This is a genomic window from Aerococcus sp. L_32 (genome assembly GCF_050689315.1).
Map to the genome: position 1 here is coordinate 1 of NZ_JBOEQF010000539.1, position 1192 is coordinate 1192.

Sequence of the window (1192 nt, forward strand, 5' to 3'; positions counted from 1 at the left end):
CTTAGCCTTGCGTCGTTTCTTCTGGGTATGGAAGATATCCGCTTCAGCCAGTAAGACTAAACGTTCTTGGACGAATTCAATCGATCCTGATAAGCCGCCCGCAATTAGGTTAACCTTGTTGGCGAAGATATTCCCTTCGTCCGTCGCTTCAGCCGCTACATCTATTTCTCGCAAAATGACTTGGACTTCTTTCACCCTGTCCTTGTCTTTTAACATGATAACCACTGTTCGACCTGTACGAATCCAAGCATCTAGTTCAATTTTCAGGGCATCCATTTGGTCATAAAACTGTGTAATCATTCGCGTTTGATACTGGTACAGCCCATCGAATTCCAGTGACCCTAGCCCTTGCTGCCATACTGAAAAGTAAAATTTACGACCTTTAAAAGCTTGAATACCTTCCTTAAAGTCAGCATAAACTTGGACTTGAGCCGGTACTTGCCCCATTTCAACCATGGTTTGTAAGTACATTTCGGTATTGCTGGTCCAAGTAGCCTCTTCTTGGATTAGACGCGCATAGTCGTCCAAAATTAAGAAAGCTTGGTCGCCAATATAGTCAAGGATGGTCGTGGTTTCTGGGTACATATACTGGTGGAAGTATTTTGAGTTTTCCGTGGTTTCGCCATTTTTCCATGCAAGGACTTCATCGTTAACAACGGCAGTCGCTAAATCTTTAACCACGTCGTCCTTTATCTTAGCCAACGACTTGGTCATCAGTTTTTGGAAGGCATCAGCTTGGGCTTGTAATTGTTGCGGCAAGACAATGAATTCTTGCGACGGTTGAATGTTGATACTTGGTTGGTCTTGCAGGGATTTTTGGGTGTTTGGATCAAAAGTTGAAATCCGTTCTACCTCGTCAAAGCCCACAGATACTCGGACTGGATATTCGGCATTTATAGGATAAAAGTCTACGATGTCCCCGCGTTGACTCATTTCACCTGGGGTCATGACAATTTCCGCCCGTTGGTAACCTTGATTTAACAGACGTTGAACTAGGGTAGCTGGTTCTAATTCGTCCCCTAATTTGACTAGCAAACGAGTGTTGTCCCAAATTTCAGTTGGAGTTAATAGGCGTTTCAAACCAAACATAGGCGTGATTAGGACACCAGTCGCTTTAGGGTCACGCGCCCAATTTAAAACATTCAACCGATCGGCTAAGGCTTCTGGACTGGCAATCGCCCAGTCAGCAGCT

The 1192-nt window shown here is 44.5% G+C and carries 1 pseudogene; it reads right to left on the minus strand.

What is annotated here, in order from left to right:
• Positions 1 to 1192: pseudogene (locus ACRCJ0_RS14600) on the minus strand (transcription-repair coupling factor); the annotation flags it as partial.